Here is a 22,635-nt window from a genome sequence, read left to right as displayed (position 1 = left end):
CGGTCTTGTCAAAGGGCGCCGTTTTTCCTATTCTTGCGGGCAGATTCCGTTTCAAGCTTATGGCCAAAAAGAAGGAGAAGGAAGTAAAGACGAACGCCATGCGCCTGCTGGATACGCTGCGGGTTCCCTACAGGCATTATTCCTATGAGTGCCATGAGTTTGTAGATGCCCGGCATACGGCGGAGGCCCTGGGGCTGCCGGCGGAGAAGATGTACAAGACGCTGGTGACGGTGGGCGCTCCCCGCCAGTATTACGTGTTCGTTATTCCCATTGGAGCGGAGCTTTCCCTGAAGAAGGCGGCGCGCGCCGCAGGCGCCAAGGCCGTTGCCATGCTTCCCGTGAAGGAGATCACGGCGGTGACAGGGTATGTACGCGGCGGCTGTACGGCCCTGGGAATGAAGAAGAAGTACCCCACGGTGATTGATTCCAGCGCGGAGGCTCTGCCGGAGATGGTGGTGAGCGGCGGCCGCCTGGGGTGCCAGATTGAACTCAATCCCCTGGATTTATGCCGGGCGGCGGAGGCTGTTTTTGCTGATGTGACGGAGGCTTCCGCTTCCTGATGTTTTCCGGTGTTCCGGAAAAGGGGAAGGGCCGGGGTAAAAAGCTTTTCACGGAGGATTTTTTTCTATATCCCTGTTCCGGTCCGTTTCTCCGTTGCCATGGGCAGCCGCTCCGTTTCCTGTTCTTTTACAGGGCCGGATTCTGCGCTCTGCATGAGTGGAAGGGGAAAGGTTTCGCTTATGAGAAGAAAAGACAAGGAAGTAACCCGGCGGGAAGACCTGCTGGAGATGATAGCGCGGTTCAAGGTGTGCCGCCTGGGATTATGGGACGGCACGGAGGTGTACATGGTGCCCCTGAACTTCGGTTATGAGGACCGGGACGGTTCCCTGGAGCTGTTTTTCCATTGCGCCAGGGAGGGGCGGAAGCTGGATATCCTGCAATCCCGCCCGGCAGCTTCTTTTGAAATGGATGGGGACCATATGCTGATAGAGGGGAAAAACCCATGCCTGTACAGTTATGCCTATGCCTGCGTGATGGGCCGGGGGACGGTGGAAATTCTTCAGGAGGACGGGGAAAAGATACATGCCTTGAGCCGCATCATGCTGCAACAGACGGGGCGGGAAGTGGCCTTCACCCCCGCCATGGCCCGCGCCGTATGCGTCCTTCGCCTCCGGGTGGAGTCCATGAGCGGCAAGCTTCAGGCATGCCCGGAACTTCCTTCCGCCTGATTTCCATGTCCGGAGACGCCGTCACCCTGTTTATCCGCTGGAGCCTGCCGCATTGGATGGCGCTCGGCATCGTGGCGGCTGCTGCGGGAGCCCTTCTGTGGGGCTGCCGCCGGCTGCGGATGGAAAAACGCGTGCTTGTCGGCAAGGTATTGGGCGCCGTTTTCCTGCTCACTTTTTTGATTGAAACCTTCGGGCGCATCGTCCGGGAGCACTGGGAACCCTGGCAGGACCGGCTTCCCCTGCATTTTTGCAGCCTGATGACGCTGGTCTGCTTCATCGCCCTGTGGTACCGCAGGCCCTGGGCGTGCGCCGTCGCTTACTTCGGCGTGCTGGCCGCCAGCGTCCAGGGGCTGATTACTCCCATGCTGTATGAGGGATTTCCCTCTGGCGCCTTTTTTGCCTTTTTCGTGGGGCACGGCCTGCTGCTGGTTTCCGCTCTGTACATCCCCGTGGTGCTGCAATGGCGCGCACGCCCCTGGGACGACGTAAGAACGCTGGCCCTTTGCGACGCGTACCTGCTGCTGGTCATTCCCGTGAATATCTGGCTGGGGACTAATTACGGGTTCACCCGGTACGCCCCTCCGGGAACCGTTCTGGAGTACTTCGGGCCTGCGCCGTGGTATTTCCTGGCGCTTCAGGTTCCGGCGCTGGTAGTGCTCCGGCTGCTGTACCTGACGGTTCGCCCCGGGAAAAAGCAGGGGTGTCCAGGGGAAAACGCCTGACCGTCAGTTCCTATTTCAGCGTCTTCAGGTCTTCCTTCGTGAACAGGTGGATGTCCTTTTCACGGGCATGGCGTATCTTTTCCGCCCATTCCGCATCCGCCAGCAGCGCGCGCCCCACGGCAATGAGGTCGAACTCCCCGGCCTGCATCCGTTCCACCAGCGGTTCCAGGCTGGCGGCTTCCGCCTCCGGGCCGCCGTCAAAGGCATTCGTGAAGTCTCCCTTGAGTCCCACGGAACCGACGGAGATGGTGGGTTTTCCGGTGAGCTTTTTGGTCCATCCGGCCAGGTTGAGGCGTGAACCTGCAAACTCCGGTTCCCAGAACCGGCGCGTGGAGCAGTCAAAGATGTCCACGCCCGCTTCCGCCAGGGGCGCCAGAAAGTCTTCCAGCTCCACGGGGGAATACGCCAGCTTGGCGTCGTAATGGCCCGTTTTCCATTGGGAGAAGCGGAAGATGATGGGGAACTGGCTGCCTACCGCCTTGCGTACGGCATGAATAATGCGGCTGGCAAAACGGGTGCGGCCCACCAGGTCGCCGCCGTATTCGTCCGTGCGCCTGTTGGTTTCCTTCCAGAAAAACTGGTCAATCAGGTAGCCGTGCGCTCCGTGCAGTTCCACGCCGTCAAAGCCCAGCCGTTTGGCGTCCGCTGCCGCACGAGCGAAAGCGTCAATGACTTCTTCAATCTTGGCGATGCTCATGGGTTCTGCCGTTTGCTCCAGCGTGTTCACGTCTATCCCGGAAGGGCCTATGGGCGGCAGTTCCGGGTTGGGCAGGTTGTCTCCCTTGAAGGGGCGGTCCATGCCCACGTGCCAGAGCTGGGGGACTATTTTGCAGTCCGTGGTATGGACGGCTTCCAGCACCTTTTTCCATCCCCGCAGGGAGGCGCCGCCGAAGAAGTTGGGATAGTTGGAGGAGGGAGAGGCGCTGGGCTCGTCAATGAAGGTGCCTTCCGTAATAATAAGGCCCACTTCATGCTTTGCCCGGCTCTTGTAATACTCGGCCACCTGGTCCGTGGGAACCCCGTTGGGGGAAAATCCCCGCGTCATGGCCGGAAGGACCAGGCGCGTCGGGGTGTTGAGCTTGCGTGAATGAAAAGGCTGGAACAGGATTTCCATGTCCCTGATTTTAAGTTCGTTCTGTGCGTTCATGAGAATAAAAAGGCGTTATATCCTGACCTGGCCCGTAAATGGGCCGGCATGGTACAGGAATGAGACACTTTGCGGTTCACTCCCGTTCATCCCTGGAAAATTTGATCACGGGATTCAGGGGTTTTATCCCTTCTCCGGAAGGGAGAGAAAATCCCGCAGCAGGAGCACTCCGTCCGGGGTCAGAATGGATTCTGGGTGGAACTGGATGCCGTACAGGGGGCGTGACTTGTGGCGGACCGCCTGGATGTTCCCGCCGGAGTCTCTGGCCGTCACGGCCAGTTCTTCCGGCCACGGGGAGGGGGCAAGGCGCCAGGAATGATACAGGCCTGCGGGGAATTCCTCCGGCAATCCGTCAAGGACCGGGCATGATGCTACCCGGCGTATGGATTCCCGCGCCCCGTGCAGAGGCCGGGAGAGGTGCTCCAGCTCCGCCCCGTAATGGACGCCCAGGATTTGATGCCCCAGGCAGACGCCCAGCACCGGGGTGAAAGGTGGCAGCCTGTCCAGCAGGCGGAAGGTTGCCCGGTGGCACGCGTCCCGCACCATGCCGGGCCCCGGAGACAGGATGAGCTTTTCCCCGGCCTGGACCGCCTGTTCCAGTTCCGGGGAGTCATTGGGAACCACGCGCGGAACGGCCATTCCGGTCACCCGGACGAGTTCCGCGAGATTCCAGGTGAAGGAATCCCGGTGGTCAATGATCCAGACGTTCGGTTGACTCATGGCGCGCACATGATAGAGTAATTTCCGCCAATGTACACACGGGAAGAGACCATCCGCCGCATGAATGCCCTGGGCCGTGCGGGACATCCGTTCTTTTTCGTGATCTCCCATGACCTGGAGCACAACCTGCTGCTGGAGCCTGGCGGTGCAGGGGAAGGGCGTACGGCGGCCTTTGCGCTTCCTCTGGGGGGAATGGAGCTGAAAGGGATGGTCCCTGCGCTTCCGGAACGGATACGGTTCACTCCTTCCCCCTGTTCCGTGTCCCGGTATGCGGAGGCTTTTTCCTCCGTCCGGAAGCATCTGCTGAGGGGAGACTCCTACCTGCTGAATTTGTGCGTGGCCACTCCCGTGGAAACCAATCTGGCGCTGAGCCACCTGTTCCGGTTCGCCCGCGCGCCCTACCGGATGCTGCTGGGGCCGGACGCCCGCATTCCCGGCGTGCATGGCCGCGGATGCGTCTGTTTTTCTCCGGAACCATTCGTCACGGTGCGCGGACGGACCGTCTCCACGTTTCCGATGAAGGGGACGGCTCCTGCCGCCACGCCGGAAGCCCGCCAATGGCTGGAGACGGATGAGAAGGAGAACCGTGAGTCCGCCACCATTGTGGACCTGATGCGCAATGACCTTTCCATGGTGGCGGCTGGCGTGCGGGTGAAGCGCTACCGCTATATCAGCCCTGTGGAAACGCGCGGCGGCGCCATCCTGCAGTGCAGTTCTGAAATTTCAGGCACTCTCCCGGAAGACTGGCGTTCCAGTCTGGGGGAGATGATGATGAAGCTGCTGCCCGCCGGAAGCGTGACCGGAGCGCCCAAGGAGGCCACCTGCCGGGCCATTGCGGAGGCGGAAGACATGGAGCGGGGATTTTACACGGGAGTTTTCGGCTTTTTCAACGGGCGGGAGCTGGATTCCGCCGTCGCCATCCGCTTCATGGAAGAGGCCGGGGAGGGAATAGTGTACAAGAGCGGAGGCGGCATCACCGTCATGAGCCGTATGGAGGAGGAATACCGGGAAGCTATTGCCAAAGTTTATGTGCCGTTTGATCTTTGAAACCGTAAAATGGAAGGATGGAGCGCCCTGCCTGCTGCCCTGGCACCAGCGGAGGGTGGAGAGGAGCATGAAGCTTCACGGTGAGGAAGGTTCCTCCGTTCCGGACCTGGCCTCCGTGCTGGAAGGGAACCCCGGTCCGGAGGGCGCAGGCATTTACAAATGCCATATCACGTATGATACGCAGGGAAAGGCGCGCCGTCCCGTCTTTGAACCTTACCGTCCCCGGCTGGTGAAAAGGCTGGCATGCGTGGAAAATCCACGGCTGGATTACTTCTGCAAGTGGGAGGACCGGACGGAGCTTCAGACGGCAGGGCTGGGGTTGGGAGAGGATGAAGAAGTGCTGATCCTCCGGCACGGGCAGGTGACGGATACGCGGTACAGCAACGTCGTGTTCGGGGACGGCTCCTCCTGGGTGACTCCGGAAACTTTTCTGCTTCCCGGCACCAAGCGCGCATTCCTGCTGGCATGCGGAGCCATTGAAGAGCTTTCCATCAAAGCGGAGGATATAAAAAAATCCCGCTTCTGTTCCCTGATTAACGCCATGCTGGACCCCGGCGACGTGGTGGTGCGGACGGAGGATATCGTCTATCCTTAACCGGTTTTATAAATTTATATATTACAGGAGCATGATCTACAATTCCTGATAATACCGTTGCATCAGCTTCGCCATCAGTTTGCGGCGTTCTTGAAGGAATGATTCGTAATCACTTATATCCATGCTGACAATATTTTGAGGGATACTATTTTCCTCCAGATTGCGGTAAAGCATTTCTTCATCGGAAATATTTCCGAGTGTAATGGCTTTAGTCCCGCATTGCTCTTGCACTTTGGCAAAATAGACAGAGGGAGGATCGTCTCCAATGGCTTTATTTACCTGCGTATCAAGATAGATATAATTGGCTACCTGATTATATTTTGTCTTATTATCAATGCCGTTCTTTTTCAGATAATTGCGCGGAAAAATATGGTGCACGTCTCCTGAAATGGTAATGAGATCGGAGACTTTAGTCCCTTTCATCAGCAGGGAATTGCAGTTCAGGTTAATTTGAGCAGCAAGGAAGGTATTAAAGGCGGGACTGTTTACAGAAGACGTTTCCAGGTTCTGAGGCAGCGTAACCGTCCAAAATGTTTCCGATAGGGCAGAGGCCTCCACTTCTGTTTTGAAATTCAGGAAGCCTTTTTCTTCGATATTGCGCATATCACGGTCCATCTGCGTCTCCGGAGATCCGATGTATCTTGAAGTTAGGGTGGAGAGGACGAACCATTTTTGAACATGCCGTTTGATTTGTTCGTTTGGAATGGTTGGATCACTCCGCAGCATCAGATACAAAGTGTAAGCAAAATCCAACGTCATTTGTGAATTCAACTGTTTGCTGGAGACAAAGCCCGCACCCTTAAGGGCCATTACAAATTGTGTAAAATTGTGCTGGTTGATAAATTGTACAATGCCGGCATCCAGTTTCCGGTAGGATTCCGCTACGATATCATCCCGGTATTCCTTGGTTTCGAAATCCCTCCCGGACAATAAGCTGACCAAATCAGCAAGTTTTCCTCTGCGGAACTGGTGCATGAATGATACCCGTAGCATATCGCCGTAATCGGGATCGTAAATGTCATCATAATCATGAGCCAGCCACTTAATTTTATCCGCATACTTGGAATTCTGGAATTCCTCATCACGTACCAATAAGGAGTAAAAATCAGGTTTCACGGCCAGATGGCAGAAATAGTCCACTGTTTTACGCATCATACTGCCTTCATGTTCCATGTCCGCGGCCATCTTGGACATGACAAAGTCTGATTGGCTGAGAGACGTTCCTTTGGAATTGATACGAATGAAAATTTCAGTTACTTCATCAATATCCAATGTAGCATCCAGCTCAATCACGCCAATTTGCCTGTTGGCGATTCCTTTTAGAGAGGCAATGGATTTATTGATTATGTTGGGTTTGATTCCTTCATTGATGGTACAATATTCAACGGAGAACTCGAACGCATCGAAATCGGCATCAAATACGATGGAAATATCCGGTATCCATCGTTTGTCTTTTAAATGAGAAGCGTCTTGAACCGCAAAACGCTTGCTCGGATCATCAGCAAGAGGATTGAAGGCGATTTTGACGCGGTCTTTATTAAAATCTTCATCCAGGACTTCTTTGCCGGCGATAGCGGCCATCAGGGCGGTTACACGTTGCTGTCCGTCGATAAGTACTTTTTTTCCGTTGGCTTTTCCTCCATCCTTGGTTTTCACGTCAGGATTCTTCCAAGTAATGATATAGCCCGTAGGGTAGCCGTTATATAAGGAATCAATTAAATCCCGTACTTGGCTTCGTTTCCAGACAAAGGGGCGCTGAATTTCTGGTATAACAAAATCTTCCGCTTCTATCAGCCCCAAGACGGCGCTGACGGAATATTGCATCAACGTGAATTTTTCACCGGTCATGATATTTCTCTTTTATTGCTTCATCCACTATTGAGCTTATTTAGCATGAGGAGTGCTTTTCATGGATATTAGAAGTTGGGTTCACGCTTGAAATATATGATTTCATGAAAAAAGATGTGCAGATCTTTTCCCAGCATGTTAGCGGCATCATAAAACACCGCAGAAGGAGGAGCAATTGTTTTTGATCCTCTGAAAATAAAAACAGACTGGATTTTTTTGGAATGCCTTTTCAGCAGAGATTTCCTATTATCTTCATTTTAAAGATAGATAAAAAGTAAAAGCCGTTTGTCATATTTGGCAAACGGCTTTTAGTAAGAGTAATATGTTTTGTTTTTCCTTAAATGGCGCCGCAGTAGTGGGCGCAGAACCACATGGCGCGGGGATGGTGGAAGAAGGACTTCCAGAGGCTGCCCTTGAGGGTGTTTGCCCTGGAGCCGTCCTTGTTCAGGTAGCCGAACCAGTCGCCGTGCTGCACGTCCTGGAAGTGGGAGAAGGCCCAGTTGTGCACCATGTCGTGGCAGATGGCGTAGCGTTCCTCTCCAGTGAGCTTGTAGGCGAGCGTCATGGCAATGAGCGCCTCGTCGTGCGGCCACCAGAATTTCATGTTGTGCCAGTATTCCTGGACGGGCTTGCCGTACACGTCCGTAAAGTAGAGCAGGCCGCCGTTTTCCTTGTCCCACCCGCGCGCGAAAGCCCAGTCGATCATGTCGCAGCCCACCTTGATGAGTTCCGGATCATTGCCGCGGAAGCGGGCTTCCTCCAGCACGAACCAGCCCCCCTCAATGGTATGGCCGGGATTGAGCGTGCGCTCGTCAAAGTGGTCGATGATGGCGCCGTCAGGGCTCACCACTTCCATCACGGCCTTGAGCTCCGGCTTCATGAACAGGGTGCGGAGGTCGTTGATGCAGCGGTCGATCCATCCGGTGTAGAAGCCGTCCTCGTCACCCAGGTACTTGCGCAGTTCCTGGGCGGTCGCCAGCGTGATCATGCGTGTTCCCAGTCCCGTCGTGGGACGGTTCCCGGTGAATTTGGGAACCATCTTGCCGGGGGTGAAGCAGATGTCCGTAAAGACGTCGAACCAGTGGCGCGCGGCTTTTGCGGATTCTTCATTTCCTGCAGCTTTCGCATGGGCGGCAAAGGCGATGGCGGCAAAGGATTCGCTGTACGCATAGCGGCGCTTGCGGATGGGGGTGCCGTCCGCCTCCACATGGAAGTACATGCGGCCGTCGGCAGGGTCCACGCATTTCGCCGTCAGGAAGTTCAGGGCGCTTTCCGCCCATTTGAGCCAGTCCGGGTTTTTCTCAATGCTGTTGTACATGGTCAGCAGCATCCAGGCCATGCGGCCCTGGGCCCACACGGATTTGTCCGTGTCCACCAGGGTGCCGTCCGCGTCAAAGCAGTGGTAGAGGCCCCCGTTCTTTTCGTCGTAAGCGCGCGGGAACCAGAACGGCAGAACGTCTTCCAGAAGCTGGCGGCGGTAGAATGCGCCCAGGGTGGTCAGGTCAAGTGTTGCAGCCATAAGAGGGAAAGCGGTTTAGTTCATGGACCACTGGAAGAAGCCGATGGCTTCCAGCTCGGAGCGGAGTTCCTTGAGCTGTTCCGCGGTGGGGTTGCCCTGCGGCAGGCGGGCGGGACCCAGGTCAACGCCCAGCCAGCCCATCAGGGCCTTGGCGCAGCCCATGTAGCCCTTGGAGGCCAGGATGTTGATCATCTGCACGGATTTCCACTGGCAGTCGCGCGCCGTTTCCACGTCGCCTTCTGCAAAGGATTTCATGAGTTTCTGGTACAGGGCCGGGGCAAAGTTGAAGGAGCTTCCCACAGCGCCCTTGGCGCCTACGGAGAGGGCTCCCGTGAACCATTCGTCCACGCCCCAGGGGATGTCCACGTTTTCGTCGTAGTTCAACGTGGTCTGGTACAGGGCCAGGTCCGGATTGGTGAATTTGATGCCCGCAAAGTTCGGGATCTGTTCCTTGGCCAGCTTGATGAAGTCTACCGGATTGAAACGCACGCCCGTCAGCACGGGAATGTCGTAATAGTAATAGGGCAGGTCGGGAGCGCCGGAAGCGGCGAAGGCGCAGCATTCCACCAGACGCTGGACAGTGCCTGGCTTGTAGTAGGAGGGGGCAAGGGAGCTGGTCGCCACGAATCCGCATTCCTGGGCAAAGGCGGCCAGTTCGCGGGCGTCCCAGACGCTGTTGGAACCGGTATGGGCGATGACGTCCACGCCGTACTTGGCGGAAGCTTCCTTCCAGGCGGAGTAGATTTCCTTTCGTTCTTCAAGCTGCATGGAGGAGGATTCACCAGTGCTTCCGGTAATGAAAGCCAGCTTGATGCCCTGGGAGGCAAGCAGCCTGGCCTGGGCGTCAACGCTGGAAGGATTCAGGGAACCGTCCGCCTTGAACGGAGTGTGTACGGCGGCCACCAGGCCGTGGAGTTTCAATGACGTGTTCATATTGTGTAGTGATATGAAAATAATTCGGGGAAATGATTACAAATCATCTTGGGAAAGACAACCCCTGAATCCTTTTGAATCAAAAAAGACCACATAAAAAAACGCGCGTTCTCCAAAAAAGAATGCGCGCCGGAGCAAGAGATGCTTCAAAACATTAGCGGACAGCCTGTTGCTTGATGATGGAATACATGGCTTTTGCCAGGGATTTCGCGTGCGTCAGCAGCAAATCTCCATCATAACACCAGATCATCACGCCGCCCAGCTTCTGGGTTTTTACGTACTGGCATTTTTTCTTAATCGTGGTGATGCCGTTAAAGTAGTGCTGCTGGCCGTCGATGGCGCAGAGGTCCGTGCCGGGGGCGATGTTGGGGTAGAGCTGGACGACGTTGGAATAGCCTTTCTGGGCGTCCCAGTTGCGGTTGGAGCGCGTCTCGTTGGTGTAGAACGGCAGGCCGACGACGATTTTGCAGTCCGGAATGTTTTTCCTGCGGATGGTTTGGATGTCGATGAGCATGTCCGGATAGGTGGAGTGCTGTCCGGCGCGGTCATAGCTCATGACGTTGACGAAGTCCAGCAGGTCCATCATTTCACTGGTGGGCGCCAGGTAGTACGGATTGATCGCCGCGCTCAGGGACATGCCGCTGGCTCCCATGGCGGAGCGCACTTCTCCCAGCAGCAGGCAGAAGTTGTACCACTCCGTGCCGTTGTCCGGGTATTCCCAGTCAATGTCTATTCCGTCAAATCCCTTTTCCCTGGCGAAGGAAACGAGCTGGTACGCGAACTGCCGCCTTTTTTCCGCATTTCCCGTGAAAGCCGTCAACCCTCCGTCACAGTGGGCCACGCCCAGAATGATCTTGCTGCCCGCCGTTCCGCGAAGGTTTTTAAGCTTGTCCAGGCCATTCAGGAACTGGGCGTTGTTCTGCCCCGTCAGGTTTCCTTCCGTGTCACATCCCACGTTGAAGTAAATGAGGTCCGTGAATGATTTGAAGTGCTGGGCGGTCAGGTGGTTGGGGTTCCACTGCATCAGGTTGGTGTTGCGGTAGTAGGGCACCACGCGGAATTGGTAGGGATACACCTCCGCGTAGCCTTCCGGGGAAGGATTGGCGACCGCTACATTGGAGTCCTCCAGCAGGGCCACGCCCGTGCAGGAGGCGTCCACCTTGTTCAACCCTCGCGCGCGGGGGTTGAGGTCCACGCACAGCCAGAAGTAGTTGTCTCCTGCGGAGAGCGCGTGGCTTCCCTCGAATTGGAAGGTTTTGGCCCCCTTGGAGATGGTGTTGAGGACGGGGATGGCCCTCCGGTTGGCCTGCTCCGCGTTCGGGGAGAAGTAGGGAGTGGCGCCGGAGTAGAAAATCCGGGCCTTCGCGATGTCGGAGACGGAGGTGGTTCCGGCCATGGAGAAGGTCATTCCCTTCAGGATCTGGCTGGTTTCCGTAACGGTCACCTTGATCTTCATGATGGCCTGGCTGTCCGTGCCCGCATAAAGGATGGAGTGCGTTTGTTCACAGGCTGCCGTGGCGGAAGCCGCGTACAGGGGGGCAGCGCCGGACAGGCCCAGGGCCAGGGCGCACATGCAGGTTTTAAAGGTACTGTTCATGTTTTATTAAGAGATGGCGGTTGTTAGATAGTGCGCTTCCTGACGGCGAGCAGGCCACCTGCCGCCAGGAGAAGCAGAAGGGAGGTAGCGGGTTCCGGGACTACCAGGCCATTGGAAATCCAGTCCAGATGGAGGGCGTTTCCTTCGTCCCAGCGCAGTTCCCAGCGCCCCAGTTCCAGAGAGGGGTCATAGCCTTCCAGCCCCAGATTCCCCACCGTGATGGTAGCGGAGTCGGAGAGGGAGGAGAGGATTTCAGAGAAAGTCCCGTCCATGTTCGTGACGCCGGATGCATCCATAACCAGGTAGGACTGGTCCCTCTGCCAGATGGAGGAGGTGTAGTCCACTTGGTCGTCGCCCAGGGCCAGCGTCCCTCCCAGCGTCAGGGTGTCCGCATGCAGTTCCAGGCTGATCATGGAGCCGCGGGAGAGGTCAATCGTGATTCCGTTGGAAATATCAATGGCATTGGCAGTGATGGAGAAGCTGCCTTCGCCCGTTCCGAGGATGGAGACGTTGTTTCCCAGCGTCAGCGTGTCTGCATTCAGGCTGCCGGTTCCCATGACGGACAGCTCCGTTCCGTCCTCCAGCCTCACGTCCGCCGCATTCAGGGCGGCCTGTTCGCCAATGTGGAGGCTTCCTCCGCTTACGGTGAAGGAGGTTCGCGCTTCTTCCGTGCTCCAGTCTGCGGAATGGTAGCCGTAGGTTGCCCCGCTGCTGACGGAAAAGGTGCCTCCGTACACGGTCGTATTGGCCCGGATGCCGGACTGGCTGTTTGCGCCGGACATGGCGACCGTGCCTCCGGCCCCGGCGGCGTCATTGACGCTGATGTCCACGACGGATTCGTCCTGGGAGCTGAGGCCGTCTTCAAAGAGGATCCGACGGTTGTCCGCCGCATTGAAGGAAGCCATGGCGCCGTCGTTGAAATGGATAGCGTTGTAAACGCTTCCGTCCTGGACTGTGTTTCCGCGGAAGATGATGTCCGCCTGGTCCGCCGTCAGGGAAATGGAGCCTCCTCCCTGCAGGTTGATGGCGCCTCCGGCGTTTTCCGCACTGTTGTTTTCAAACAGCACCGTCCCGGTGTTGCCGGAAATGGCAACGTTGTAGGCGTCCAGGGCTCCCCCTTCATAAGCTGTGTTGCCGGAGAAGGAGGCGGCGCCGGAATCGGAGATGGTGATGTCCCCGTAGGCTCCGATGGCGCCCCCGTAGGTGGATGCGTGGTTGTCGGAGAAGGTCAGGGCCCCCACTCCGGAGAAGGTGACGTTTCCATCCGAATAGATGGCGCCCCCGCCGCCGTCCCGGGCCTCGTTGCCCGTCATGCTGAAGGAGGCGGCGGTATTGGCCGTTACGTCCCCGCCGGACCAGATGGCGCCTCCCGCGCCCGCCTCCGCCAGGTTGCCGGAGAAGGCCACGTGGCCCACGCTGGACCATTCCACGGTTTCATAATCGTTATTGATGGCGCCGCCGTTTTCTCCGGCCGTATTTCCGGTGAAGGAGATGTTTTCCGCGATGTCGGAGAAGGTGAGGCTGCCCGTGGTGCCTCCCGTATGGATGGCGCCCCCGTGGGTCATGGCGGAGTTGCCGGAGAAGCTGATGGCGCCCGTGCTGGTGAAGGAGGCTCCTCCGGAGGCGTAAATGGCTCCGCCGGAAGCGCCGGAATCCGCGCTCACGCTGTTGTTGCTGAACGTAAGGGCTCCGGTGTTGCTGAAGGCGACCGTATCATTGGCGGCAATGGCCCCCGCGCCGTAAAGGGCCTCTGTATTGGACATGTCGGCGGCATTATTGGAGAAGGTCAGGCTGCCGATGTCCTGGAAGGTGACGTTTTCCGAGAGAATGACGGCCCACTTGGCTCCGTAGTTGTCAATGTTGATTCCGTGGCCGCCCGTGAAGGTGATGCTCTGGAGGGTGTTGTTATACCCGCGGCCGCCTGTCCAGCAGTTGACGTTTGCTCCCAGGGCTCCCAGATTCTGGTCCGCCGTGAGCGTAAAAACGGTATCCGTATCCGTCAGCACGCTTCCCGCCCAGGCCTTGGAGCCCAGTTCCAGGGCGGCGCGGGTCATGATGTTGAGCGTGCCCTTGTTGTTTTCCGTGTTCAGGAGGATGCCGCCTTCATGCCAGTTGACCATGCTGGCATAGGAGCTGCCGCCCATGTCCAGAGTGGCTCCGTCCTGGACGTCAATGACATTGGCAAGAGTGTGGCCGTTCATGGAGAACAGGGCTCCGGAAGCGATGCTTACATTGCCCAGATTGCTGCCGGCGCCGAAGGCGTTGTCCACCTCCAGCGTCAGCTTGCCCGCATCCACGCGGACCGTGCGGCCGGAGGAAATCGTATTGGCCCTCTGGATGACCAGCTCTCCGGCGCCGGATTTAATGAGGCTCAGGCCGGAGAAGTTGGCGGTGGTGGGGTCTCCGTATTCGCCGGACGTGTTTTTATTGGCAAAGACCTGGTTGAAGTAGAGTACGGAATTTTCTCCGATGGCGAGCGCCAGCGCACTGCCGGCTCCGGTTTCGCAGACAATGGCATCCTGGTTCTGCGCATTGGAGGAAGTCCATGTAAGGGTCTGGTTGGCTCCCAGTTCAATGGTGGCCGTCGTGCCCCAGCCGGCGATGTAAATGCCGCGGCTGGCCGTGCCTCCGGATTCATAGCCCTGGGAAATGACGATGCGGCTGGAGGTTCCGGAAGCGAATTTAAGGGCGTAAAAATTGTTGTGCAGCTTGCCCAGGGAGGCGGAGTCATACCCGAACTGGTTCAGTTTGAGCGTTCCTCCGTTCAGCGTAATGGTGGGGGACTGGAAATTGGCTGTATAAACGCCGTTATGAAACAAGCGGCCATTGCTGGCATCCAGCACGGCTCCGGAGGCAATGTTGATTTTTCCGTTAATCCGGTTGTTGTCACTGGCGGTGATGTTTCTTTCCCCGGTGAAAACCAGGGTGCCCGCGTTGATGTTCCAGACGCCGCTGGCCGTATGCGCTCCATCCAGGGTAACCGTTCCGGCGCCTGTCTTGGCGAGCGTGGCGGAGCCGGTGAGGCTGGTATCCCGGACTTCATAGGAGTCTTCCGCATTGGGGGCGTCCAGAATCAGCCCGGTATTGGAAAGAGTGGCGGAACCTCCGTTGTTCCCGGCAGCCGCGCCCGTCAGGGTAAGGGAACCTCCGTTCAGCGTGATGGCCGCACCGTTGTAAAGCATTCCGGACGCAGAGATTCCGCTTCCTACTGTGATGGAGGAATCCGTCTGGAATTGGGCCGTATTTCCATTGCTCCAGTCGGCGGAGGAATCATCCAGCCGCCACGCTCCGGAATCCGTCCAGGAGCCGTTTCCTCCATTCCAGAGGTAGTCCGCCGCATGGGCCGGGATGCAGGAGAGACAGCCGGCGAACACGCCGAAGAACAGTGCGGTAATTTTCATGTAGGTTCTAACAGATAGAGTGATAGTGAATAAAAAAGGGAAAACAAGAACGAACTTGTTTTCCCTTAAAAAAAATCAGGGGACTTAACCCCGGCGGCGGCGCATGCACGATAGGGAAACCAGCCCCAGCAGGCTCAGTGTGGCCGTGGCGGGTTCCGGAACGGGAAGGGCGGGGTTGGCCGCCAGCGCGGCTATTTCCCCGTCATTCAGGACACCGGCATATAATTGGAGGTCATCCATGGTCGTATTGGCGGTGGACGCCAGCTTGAGTGACTGCACGTCTCCGGTGAAATTGACTCCGGAGGCCGTGATTTTCTTCTGCCCGTCCAGATAAATGTTCAATTCCCCGTTCTGGAAGGTGATGATGATGTTGGAAAAGGAATCCCTGGAAATCGTCAGGTTGGCCCAGTTGCCCACGTTTCCGCCGCAATAGGCCGCCCATGCCCCGGCGGTGGAGGCGTCGCCGGAATCCTTCTGGAGGTACATGTTCTGGCTGTTGCCGGATGTGAAGGTCAGAATGCTTTTCCATATAGCCGAGGACGATGTATTGCCGGGGGAGTAGTCCTTGACGGCAATGGAAAGGCTGAAACCTTCCGTAGCATTCAGCCCCAGTCCCGTACTGGAGGAGCCCAGCGTCAATTGTCCGCCGTTCGTGCGGCTGTCATAGCCCCGGCCTTCATAGCCATCGGTATAATTCATCCAGCCTGATCCGCTGAACGTGGCGCTGCCCGCATTTGGGCCGGCCAAGTTATTATCATTTAAAGATGACAGGTTTCCGTCAAGCTTGTTGAAATCATAAAAATATTTCAATGTGGCGGCCTGGGCTCCCAACCCTGAGCAAAGCAGGAACATCGTAAGATACAGAGAGGATTTCATGAAATTATTAAAAAAATTACTGAATGGAGCCAGTATCGGATTTACAATCCGGAAGTCAACTTATTTTTTTGAGTTCAAAAAAGTAACGGCAAATATTCCCACATATAAAGTAGGAATAATAAACAACGCCTAATACGGAAACCTTATTTATTTATAAGAAGTTATTGAATTTGAAGCGGTCTTCCGGATTGTAAATCCGCGGCGGAATTATCCTGTTATGCATGATTAACTTATGAAAAATAAAGCAATCATGGTTGAATCAGGTATAGATCAAAATACCGCGAAATCTCCCGTCTTTTAATAGAAATGCGTGAATGCCTATTGCCCCTGGAGGGCGGAGATTCATCTGGAAAGAAATGGCCGTTCCAGGCAGCGGAACGGGTTTCCTTCAATTCTTTCCATGCAGGGAAGGAACGGGAGCCTTCGCCGGGAGGGTGTACAGTTTTTCAATATCGTCCAGATACCGGGAAATGGGGGTATTGGCAGGCTGTTCCTGTTCACGGAGCAGTTTGACGGCTGCCGCGTAGGAGGCGAATGTCTTGCCGGTTCCGGACCGCGTATTGATTTCATACCAGTCCATGTAGTCCCGGACGCGCCGGGCGGTTTTCATGGATAGCTCCCTGATTTCCCGAAGCTGCCTGATTTTCGGGGCGGCTTCCCGGCCGTTGATTTTTCCGGTCTGCATCAGGGCCACAAGCTTGGCGTATTCCACAATGACGGGCCGGTAGGCGGGGAAGGAGCGCCGGCTGAGGTTGAGCAGGCTGCCGGATATGTTGGAAAGCTGCCTGTTCAGGTCCGTCAGGGAATTGGCCTGGTCCAGATTGTCCAGGGGGAAGGTGACGGTCGTCCGGGTGTCCGGATCGTATTTGACCAGGGTGAGGGCTTCCTGCAGGTGACGTTCCGTTTCCGTGATCGTGAGGGTTTCCGTCAGGGGAGGAGTCGCCATGCGGGAAAGCTGGAGCGTCCACCATTTATGAAGGGAGGAGGGGGTCAGGTTGAGCTGCGGAAAATGGCGCTTGATGAGATTCCTGGGATCGTCATTGCCCAGAATGGCCTGGTCCAGAAGCTGTTTCATCCCTTCCGGACCGTTTTCCTGGTTCAGCAGGCTGAGCACCAGCGCGCCGCAGGAGGTTTGATAGGCGGCGTAGGAGGTGGCGTCCAGTTCCTTTTCCGGTTCCGGGCAGTTCAGGATTTCTTCCGGGGTCATGATGCCGGATTGCTGGAACAGGGTGGAGTACATGGCCCGGTCCGCTTCATTGGTGTGCCACAGGACGGCCTGCTCCAGCCCGGCAATCAGCCAGGGGGGCAGCGTTACTTCGTCCGGCAGTCCTTCCGGGTCCACCGTGCGCAGCATCATCTCATAAAGCAGGGTGGAGACGATGGCGTGGCGCAGCCTGTCCTGGTTGATGCCGCGTCCCAGGTGAATGAAGATGTTGTAGGAGAGGGTATTCCCCACAATCACGGTCTGCATGCGGATGGGGTTGGCCGGAACCGGGCTTCCCGGCTCCCCTACCAGACGGATGATGATGTTGTTTTTCCATTCGTCAGGCTGCTTGAGGATTTTCACCAGGGCCGTGCGTATGGAGTCCGCCCGCGTGGCAATGGCCCCGGCCAACAGGGAATCCATCCCTGTAACGTGAAATTGCTTGGAAGCGGAAACGCTGGTGAACGGCTGCCGTTTGACGGACTGTCCTTCCGTTCCGGCAGGGGCCGCGGCCGGATGCTGGGGAGCGGGGGGTACGGCGCTCACGTTGGAGCTGCCCTGCAATACCGGACGGTCAGAAGCGTCATCGATCAGGGCGGTGTCCGGAACGGGAACGGGGGAAGCGGCCTGCGCTTCCGCGGAAGGGGCGTTCCCTGCCTCCTTCTGTTCCTGCGCCCGAACGCAGGGGGGCAGGAGAAGGGCCAGCAGAAGGGCGCATGTTCCTCTGAATTTCATCAATGGGAAAAGCTTAGTCGAATTGTTCCGCCAGACAGCCGAAGTCTTCTTCCGCGTGCCCTTCACGGCACAGTTTCCCCATGATGGAGGAGACCAGCGCGGCAGCGGGCGGGTGGATTCCCTTTTCAGCGGCCAGTTCCTGGGCGTAGATGCTGTCTTTCCGCATATTGTCCAGGGAGAAGTGGGTGGAAAAGTCGCGTTCCGCCATCAGGGGCAGCTTGAAGGACGCCAGGGGGGAGGCGATGACGTTCCGGGAAATGGCCTGCCCCAGCAGTTGAGGGGAAATGCCGTATGCCTGGGTGATGGCCAGGGCTTCGCTCAGGCTCTGCACCATGGTGGCGGAGACCATGTTGGTGACCAGTTTGACGACGGTTCCGGCCCCTATCCCCCCCAGGTGCAGGATGTCACGGGAACTGTGTTCTAGTACTGGCCGCACGCGGTCCAGGGTGGAGGAGTCCGTTCCCGCATAATAGACCAGCTCCCCTTTTTCCGCCGGCAGGCGGGATCCGGTGAACGGACAGTCCACATACGTGCAGCCGATGGCGGAGCACATCAGGGAGAGCTTGCCGACGGTGGCCAGGTCAATCGTGGAGTGGTTCAGGATGACATGTTCCGGGGTCAGCGCGCCCCTCATCTGTTCAAATACTTCCAGACAGGCATTCCTGTCTTTCAGATAGAGCTGGATGATTTTGGAGGCGCGGGCCGCGTCCGCCGGGGTGGGAACGGCTTCCGGAAAGTCTTCCCGGGGCGTCCGGTTCCAGACGGTGACCTTGTCACCCAGTCCGGTCATGTGGCGTGCAATCCGTGAGCCGATGAGGCCCAGTCCTAAAATGGAAACTTGATACATGGCGTTTTTCAGGAGAAAAAGGAAGGGGCGGATCCGTCAGGAACCGATGCGGAAGCGGCTTCTCCTGCGGGGTGCTTCCTGTTTTTCCGGCTTGGGCGGTTCCGCTGCAGCGGTGGCGGTTTCCGCAGGAGGCTGTGCGGCAGGCGCCGCGGAGGCCGTTTCCCTCATCTGGTCCGCCAGGGAGACGGGCCCGGCTTCCGGACGGTGGCTGACCACGACCTGCTTGGGCCCGGCAGAGGGCCTTTCCAGGGCATTGGGGTCCTCCGCCACATGGGCGGGCACCTCATAGGCATCGTGGGGAATGGCGGATGGATCGCTTACTGCTGCGGCCAGGCGCATTTCATCCTCGTTCGCGGCAGGCGAGGGAGCTTTGTCCGGAGCCTGTTTTTTGCGGGGAAGGGTGGTGGTCCCGGTGATGGCGAGTTCCAGGTCGGAATCCGGCAGGCCGCCGCTGCGGATGGCGGCGTCATAACTCTTGCGTGCCTGCGCCGTACGGCCCAGCCGGGAATAGGTCCAGGCCAGGTTGAAGTGGGCGTCCGGTGATTCCGGCTGGATTTTCAAGGCGTTTTCAAAGTGGCCCACCGCTTTTTCATAGTTGCCTGCGCTGGTTTCCAGGTTGCCCAGGTAAAGCAGGGCCGGAGCGTTGGCCGGGTCCAGCCGGACCGTTTCCGTCAGGGAGGCGATGGCGTGCTGGTCCTGCCCGGCGCGGTACTGGGCCACGCCCATCATGAACCATGCGGGGGAGGAGGCTGCATCCAGTTCCGTGGCCTTTTTCAGGTATTCGATGGCTTCCTCCGCCTTGTTGCGCTGGAGCAGGATGGTGCCCAGGTTGACCAGGGCCGGAACGTGGGCCGGCTGGAAGTCCAGCAGGGTGCGGTACAATTGTTCCGCAGCGGCGTAGCGTTTTTTGGCGAAGGCCTCCGCGGCTCCCTGTCCCAGGGCTTCCGCTTCCAGCTTCCGGCGCACCGTGGCTTCCATACTCCTGTTCAGAGCTTTTTCCTGCTCCGGCGTAATGGCTCCGGCGGAAATGGCGGCCAGGCGCGCCTGTTCGGCGGAACGGGCTTTCAGTTCATCCATCTGCCGGGTTAGCTCCTCCACTTGAAGGTTTTTCTGTTCCAGGGCCTTCTGGGTCCGGGCCAGGGCTTCCGCATGGCTCTTGTCATTCCTGGCGGATTTGGCCGCTTTTGTCTTCGTCTGGCTGCGCGCCAGTTCCAGTTCCCTGGCAAGCTGGGCGGCCTTGTCGCGTTCCGCGGAAAGGGCCTGGGCCAGCTTGTTGATCTTTTCCTTCTGCTGGTCCGTCAGGGGGATGTTTATCTTGTTGTCTCTGGCGATGACGTTGACAATCTGCTTTTCCGCCGGGGTGAGCTTGATGGCTTCTTCATTGTCCATCAGGGAGGCGATTTCCGAAGTGTCCGCGTTTTCCTGGAGCAGGCGCTTGTAAGTGCTGATGAGCAGGGAACGGCTCTGGTCCTGCACGGAAAGGATGCGGAGCTGCTTGGCGATTGTGGAGCGCAGCAACTGGTTTTCCTCCAGCAGGAGAGGGCTTTTTTCCGGATTGGCTTCCAGCTTGGACAGCTCCACATCCGCATTGATGAGCTTGGTGTTCAGCTCCGTAATGCGCTTGCGGTAGCCGATGTTTTCATCCCGGATGGCAATCAGTTTCTGCTTCAGGTCCGCGGATTCCTCCCGCGCCTCTTCCAGGGCTTTCAGGTTGGCCTTCCGCTGTTCTTCGGAGTCGGACTTGGCCGTTTCCAGGGCGGCGATTTTATCCTGAGCGTCCTTGAGCTGGGCCGCCAGCGTCAGGTTGCGGTCCAGCAGGTTTTTGGTTTTGTCCGGGCTGTTGAGTTCCACCAGGGCGGCCAACTGGTCGCGGTCTTTCTGGAGGGCGTTTTTCTCATCCGTGACCTTGGCCAGCTTGTCCTGGTGCTCCTTGAGCTGAATTTGGAGATCGGCAATCTGCGCCAGATACTGGACTTTTTCCTGTTCCAGCGTGGTGACTTTCTGTTCCAGCTCCTCCACCCGCTTGGTGAGGGTCTGGAGGAGCTTGTTGCTGGTCTTTCTCTCATCCTCCATCTGCTTCTTGACCTTGAGCAGTTCGTCCCGGTAAACGGATTCTCCGGCGGACGCTATGGCCAGTTTTGCCAGAATGTCCTCCTGTTCCTTGCGGGTGCGCTTGAGCGCCTGGATCAGGGCCTTGTTTTCAATGGTGGTTTTGTCCAGCAGCCTGCGGATGCGCTCGTAATTGCTTTCCACCACTTCCGGGGCCGCTCCGGGGGAAACGGACGGGGACGGGATGGTGTTGACGAGGGATTCTCCGGGGCGGGAAGGAAACTCCACTCCCTTGTAGCCCGGAGGAAGGACGATGTTGGGCTTGGGCCTGGGTCGCTTGGGCACGGCGGCCGGACGTTCCAATTCCAGGCCGGGGTCTGATGAAACGGCGGCGGCCTGCTGCTGCGCCAGCTTCTGCCACTGGTCCAGCTTCTCCCTGTTGAGCTGGCGGCGTGTTTGAAGAAGGTTGGGCCGCCATTGCGGATAGGCCTTCACCAGGCGTCCCAACTTTTCTTCCGCCTGTTGCGTCAGGCGGATGGCTCCTATGTAGTCGCGTTTTTCCACCAGTTCGGCAGACCTGGTTACCAGCTTTAACGCTTCCAGGTACATGTCCGTGGGGTCCTGCCTTGTCCCGGCGGAAACGGGCATGGGACCCGGCACATAGGCGCCCTGGGCCAGAAGGGGCAGGGCGCCGCAGGTCAGGGATAAGGCAACGGCAATGCCAAGAGGTAGAGGAGTCATCATGGGGAGAAGCTTTGTTTACATACTGTAAACCATCTTGAATCGCAAGGATAAACCGTGTCTTGTGCTTGTGTTCGCGGGGCCCGGTGCTAGACTCTCCTCAATCCTTGATTTTTCTGATGAATATCTCCGTTTTAGACCGTTTTTTAAAGTATGTTTCCGTGGGTTCCCAGTCTGATGCTGATTCCCGCAGCGTTCCGTCCACTCCCGGCCAGACGGAACTGGCCCGGCTGCTGGCCGGGGAGCTGAAGGCGCTGGGAGCCCAGGCGGAGCTGGATGAAGCCTCCGGCATCGTGTACGCCTCCATCCCGTCCAACGTGGAGAGGGAGGTTCCCGTCATCGGCTGGGTGGCTCATGTGGACACGGCCCCGGGCGTCTCCGGCAGAGGCGTGAAGCCCCGCATCGTGCGCTCCTACGACGGCGGAGACATCGTCCTGAACCGGGAACAGGGCATCGTGCTTTCCCCCGCCGTTTTCCCCGAACTGGCGGACTATGCGGGCCAGGACCTGGTCGTGACGGACGGAACCACCCTGCTTGGCGCGGACGACAAGGCCGGAGTGGCGGAAATCATGGATATGGCCGCCTCCTTCCTGCTGCATCCCGAACGGCCCCACGGCGAGATACGCATCGCCTTCACGCCGGACGAGGAAATAGGCCGCGGGGCGGATGCCTTTGACGTGGAGCGCTTCGGCGCGGACTTCGCCTATACTGTGGACGGAGGAGCCCTGGGGGAAATCGAATATGAAAATTTCAATGCGGCCTCTGCCGTGGCGACGGTGCGCGGCACCGGCATCCACCCCGGCAGCGCGAAGGGCAGGATGCTGAACGCGTGCCTGGTCCTCATGGAATTCCAGGGAATGCTTCCCGCGTTCCAGAATCCCGCCTTTACGGAAGGATACGAAGGCTTCTACCATTTGGACTCGTTCCGGGGGGATGTGGAACGGGCGGTCGGGGAGTACCTCATCAGGGACCACGACACGGCGGAATTTGAGCGCAAGAAGGAATTCATGCAGGAGTGCGCCGCCCTGCTGAACCGGAAGTACGGGGAAGGAACCGTGCAGGTGGAGGTAAAGGACTCCTATTACAACATGAAGGAAAAAATCCTCCCGCACATGCACTTGGTGGAACATGCCCGCAGGGCGATGGCGGCCGTGGGCGTGGAGCCGGAAATTATCCCGGTGCGCGGCGGTACGGATGGAGCCCGTCTTTCCTTCATGGGGCTGCCGTGTCCCAACCTGTGCGCCGGAGGCCACAACTTCCACGGAAGGTATGAATACGTTCCTGTCCGTTCCCTGGAAAAAATTTCCGCCATTCTCCAGGAAATCGTTTCCGGCTACGCCCGGTACGGTTTGGAACCTCCCGCCGGAAACTAGCGGAACGGCGATGGAGGGCGGCTTTGCGGCTCCGTCTCCTGGGAGCGGCAGG

At 57.9% G+C, this 22,635-nt stretch carries 17 protein-coding genes; 6 read left to right on the top strand and 11 right to left on the bottom strand.

What is annotated here, in order from left to right:
- Positions 1 to 59: 59 nt before the first annotated feature.
- The 3 genes from ybaK to P8A25_RS06455 all read left to right on the top strand — a co-directional run bounded on the left by ybaK (position 60) and on the right by P8A25_RS06455 (position 1,951).
- Positions 60 to 560, top strand: coding sequence for a Cys-tRNA(Pro) deacylase (ybaK, locus tag P8A25_RS06465; protein ID WP_215442632.1), 501 nt, complete (start codon positions 60 to 62; stop codon positions 558 to 560).
- A gap of 180 nt (positions 561 to 740) precedes the next feature.
- On the top strand, positions 741 to 1,229 hold the full coding sequence (locus tag P8A25_RS06460; RefSeq protein ID WP_215442633.1) for a pyridoxamine 5'-phosphate oxidase family protein: 489 nt from the start codon (positions 741 to 743) through the stop codon (positions 1,227 to 1,229).
- Complete coding sequence (locus P8A25_RS06455) at positions 1,205 to 1,951, top strand: TIGR02206 family membrane protein (protein ID WP_215442634.1); 747 nt, start codon at positions 1,205 to 1,207, stop codon at positions 1,949 to 1,951. The genes P8A25_RS06460 and P8A25_RS06455 overlap by 25 nt, the downstream gene beginning before the upstream one ends.
- Before the next feature lie 10 nt (positions 1,952 to 1,961).
- On the opposite strand, the gene P8A25_RS06450 is transcribed toward P8A25_RS06455, so the two are convergent.
- Positions 1,962 to 3,098, bottom strand: a complete 1,137-nt coding sequence (locus tag P8A25_RS06450) for an NADH:flavin oxidoreductase (RefSeq protein WP_251827978.1) — start codon at positions 3,096 to 3,098, stop codon at positions 1,962 to 1,964.
- Between the two features lie 123 nt (positions 3,099 to 3,221).
- Entirely contained in the window at positions 3,222 to 3,818 is a 597-nt protein-coding gene (locus tag P8A25_RS06445; protein ID WP_404838604.1) for an anthranilate synthase component II, read from the bottom strand.
- 30 nt (positions 3,819 to 3,848) lie between these two features.
- On the opposite strand from P8A25_RS06445, the gene P8A25_RS06440 reads away from it, so the two are divergent.
- Both P8A25_RS06440 and P8A25_RS06435 read left to right on the top strand, forming a co-directional pair.
- Positions 3,849 to 4,865 carry an aminodeoxychorismate synthase component I gene (locus tag P8A25_RS06440; protein WP_215442636.1) on the top strand — a complete coding sequence of 339 codons (1,017 nt, stop codon included), beginning with the start codon at positions 3,849 to 3,851 and terminating at the stop codon, positions 4,863 to 4,865.
- Positions 4,846 to 5,460 (top strand): aminotransferase class IV, encoded by a 615-nt coding sequence (locus tag P8A25_RS06435; protein ID WP_404838603.1) that lies wholly within the window; start codon positions 4,846 to 4,848, stop codon positions 5,458 to 5,460. Before P8A25_RS06440 ends, P8A25_RS06435 begins: the two co-directional genes overlap by 20 nt.
- 36 nt (positions 5,461 to 5,496) lie before the next feature.
- Here the strand turns inward: P8A25_RS06435 and P8A25_RS06430 are convergent, their stop codons facing one another.
- From P8A25_RS06430 to P8A25_RS06390, 9 genes are all read right to left on the bottom strand, one after another.
- Entirely contained in the window at positions 5,497 to 7,308 is a 1,812-nt protein-coding gene (locus tag P8A25_RS06430) for a DUF262 domain-containing protein (protein ID WP_022398256.1), read from the bottom strand.
- A 337-nt stretch (positions 7,309 to 7,645) separates the two neighbouring features.
- Complete coding sequence (locus P8A25_RS06425) at positions 7,646 to 8,827, bottom strand: AGE family epimerase/isomerase (RefSeq protein WP_022398257.1); 1,182 nt, start codon at positions 8,825 to 8,827, stop codon at positions 7,646 to 7,648.
- A 15-nt stretch (positions 8,828 to 8,842) separates the two neighbouring features.
- Entirely contained in the window at positions 8,843 to 9,760 is a 918-nt protein-coding gene (locus P8A25_RS06420) for a dihydrodipicolinate synthase family protein (protein WP_022398258.1), read from the bottom strand.
- 154 nt (positions 9,761 to 9,914) lie between these two features.
- Positions 9,915 to 11,357 (bottom strand): glycosyl hydrolase family 18 protein, encoded by a 1,443-nt coding sequence (locus tag P8A25_RS06415; protein WP_215442638.1) that lies wholly within the window; start codon positions 11,355 to 11,357, stop codon positions 9,915 to 9,917.
- 23 nt (positions 11,358 to 11,380) lie between these two features.
- Positions 11,381 to 14,758, bottom strand: a complete 3,378-nt coding sequence (locus tag P8A25_RS06410; RefSeq protein WP_215442639.1) for an autotransporter-associated beta strand repeat-containing protein — start codon at positions 14,756 to 14,758, stop codon at positions 11,381 to 11,383.
- An 84-nt stretch (positions 14,759 to 14,842) separates the two neighbouring features.
- On the bottom strand, positions 14,843 to 15,457 hold the full coding sequence (locus P8A25_RS06405) for a PEP-CTERM sorting domain-containing protein (protein ID WP_146019589.1): 615 nt from the start codon (positions 15,455 to 15,457) through the stop codon (positions 14,843 to 14,845).
- A gap of 565 nt (positions 15,458 to 16,022) precedes the next feature.
- Positions 16,023 to 17,573 carry a hypothetical protein gene (locus tag P8A25_RS06400; protein WP_102728231.1) on the bottom strand — a complete coding sequence of 517 codons (1,551 nt, stop codon included), beginning with the start codon at positions 17,571 to 17,573 and terminating at the stop codon, positions 16,023 to 16,025.
- 13 nt (positions 17,574 to 17,586) lie between these two features.
- Positions 17,587 to 18,420, bottom strand: a complete 834-nt coding sequence (locus P8A25_RS06395; RefSeq protein WP_102730452.1) for an NAD(P)-dependent oxidoreductase — start codon at positions 18,418 to 18,420, stop codon at positions 17,587 to 17,589.
- Between the two features lie 36 nt (positions 18,421 to 18,456).
- Positions 18,457 to 21,213 (bottom strand): tetratricopeptide repeat protein, encoded by a 2,757-nt coding sequence (locus P8A25_RS06390; RefSeq protein ID WP_215442640.1) that lies wholly within the window; start codon positions 21,211 to 21,213, stop codon positions 18,457 to 18,459.
- A gap of 116 nt (positions 21,214 to 21,329) precedes the next feature.
- Here P8A25_RS06390 and pepT point away from each other — a divergent pair, with 116 nt between their 5' ends.
- Positions 21,330 to 22,583, top strand: coding sequence for a peptidase T (pepT, locus tag P8A25_RS06385; RefSeq protein WP_022398265.1), 1,254 nt, complete (start codon positions 21,330 to 21,332; stop codon positions 22,581 to 22,583).
- The last annotated feature ends 52 nt before the right edge of the window (positions 22,584 to 22,635 follow it).

Origin of the sequence: Akkermansia sp. BCRC 18949 (assembly GCF_045011645.1) — a bacterium.
GTDB lineage: Bacteria > Verrucomicrobiota > Verrucomicrobiia > Verrucomicrobiales > Akkermansiaceae > Akkermansia > Akkermansia massiliensis.
This window is presented reverse-complemented; position numbering and strand designations above follow the sequence as displayed.

Excerpts from the sequence above, each read along its gene's own strand:
- ybaK (WP_215442632.1), top strand. The coding sequence starts at position 60 with ATGGCCAAAAAGAAGGAGAAGGAAGTAAAGACGAACGCCATGCGCCTG.
- P8A25_RS06460 (WP_215442633.1), top strand. The coding sequence starts at position 741 with ATGAGAAGAAAAGACAAGGAAGTAACCCGGCGGGAAGACCTGCTGGAG.
- P8A25_RS06455 (WP_215442634.1), top strand. The coding sequence starts at position 1,205 with ATGCCCGGAACTTCCTTCCGCCTGATTTCCATGTCCGGAGACGCCGTC.
- P8A25_RS06450 (WP_251827978.1), bottom strand. The coding sequence starts at position 3,098 with ATGAACGCACAGAACGAACTTAAAATCAGGGACATGGAAATCCTGTTC.
- P8A25_RS06445 (WP_404838604.1), bottom strand. The coding sequence starts at position 3,818 with ATGAGTCAACCGAACGTCTGGATCATTGACCACCGGGATTCCTTCACC.
- P8A25_RS06440 (WP_215442636.1), top strand. The coding sequence starts at position 3,849 with ATGTACACACGGGAAGAGACCATCCGCCGCATGAATGCCCTGGGCCGT.
- P8A25_RS06435 (WP_404838603.1), top strand. The coding sequence starts at position 4,846 with ATGTGCCGTTTGATCTTTGAAACCGTAAAATGGAAGGATGGAGCGCCC.
- P8A25_RS06430 (WP_022398256.1), bottom strand. The coding sequence starts at position 7,308 with ATGACCGGTGAAAAATTCACGTTGATGCAATATTCCGTCAGCGCCGTC.
- P8A25_RS06425 (WP_022398257.1), bottom strand. The coding sequence starts at position 8,827 with ATGGCTGCAACACTTGACCTGACCACCCTGGGCGCATTCTACCGCCGC.
- P8A25_RS06420 (WP_022398258.1), bottom strand. The coding sequence starts at position 9,760 with ATGAACACGTCATTGAAACTCCACGGCCTGGTGGCCGCCGTACACACT.
- P8A25_RS06415 (WP_215442638.1), bottom strand. The coding sequence starts at position 11,357 with ATGAACAGTACCTTTAAAACCTGCATGTGCGCCCTGGCCCTGGGCCTG.
- P8A25_RS06410 (WP_215442639.1), bottom strand. The coding sequence starts at position 14,758 with ATGAAAATTACCGCACTGTTCTTCGGCGTGTTCGCCGGCTGTCTCTCC.
- P8A25_RS06405 (WP_146019589.1), bottom strand. The coding sequence starts at position 15,457 with ATGAATTATACCGATGGCTATGAAGGCCGGGGCTATGACAGCCGCACG.
- P8A25_RS06400 (WP_102728231.1), bottom strand. The coding sequence starts at position 17,573 with ATGAAATTCAGAGGAACATGCGCCCTTCTGCTGGCCCTTCTCCTGCCC.
- P8A25_RS06395 (WP_102730452.1), bottom strand. The coding sequence starts at position 18,420 with ATGTATCAAGTTTCCATTTTAGGACTGGGCCTCATCGGCTCACGGATT.
- P8A25_RS06390 (WP_215442640.1), bottom strand. The coding sequence starts at position 21,213 with ATGATGACTCCTCTACCTCTTGGCATTGCCGTTGCCTTATCCCTGACC.
- pepT (WP_022398265.1), top strand. The coding sequence starts at position 21,330 with ATGAATATCTCCGTTTTAGACCGTTTTTTAAAGTATGTTTCCGTGGGT.